A 299-nucleotide genomic window follows, 5' to 3' on the forward strand; every position below is an offset into this window, starting at 1 on the left:
AAAGAACGCCGAGGCGGAAAAGGCCAGCGCCACCCGCCCCATGGTGGAGCGCAGCCTGCGCAGCGCCATGGAGTATGCGCTGGAAACGGACGGCATCGATGGTGTGGCTGGATCCGTGGACAAGCTCTGCCACGCTGGATGTCTCCCTGCTCAGCGGGCTGCTGAGATCGGAGCGGGGGAGCGACACCCCCGGCGCTCAGGAACTGGAAGCCGGGCACGCCGCCGCCCGGGCCGGGAATTGGCAGGAAGCGGCGGCCCGCTACACTGCCGCTGCCGAGGCGGGCAGCGCAGAGGCGCTT

The 299-nt window shown here is 70.2% G+C and carries 1 pseudogene; it reads left to right on the top strand.

Annotated features, from left to right (window positions below):
• Positions 1-74: 74 nt before the first annotated feature.
• Positions 75-299, top strand: a pseudogene (locus P0G09_RS18965) (hypothetical protein); the annotation flags it as partial.

This window comes from Faecalibacterium sp. DFI.5.82 (genome assembly GCF_029076575.1).
Lineage (GTDB): Bacteria > Bacillota > Clostridia > Oscillospirales > Ruminococcaceae > Faecalibacterium > Faecalibacterium duncaniae.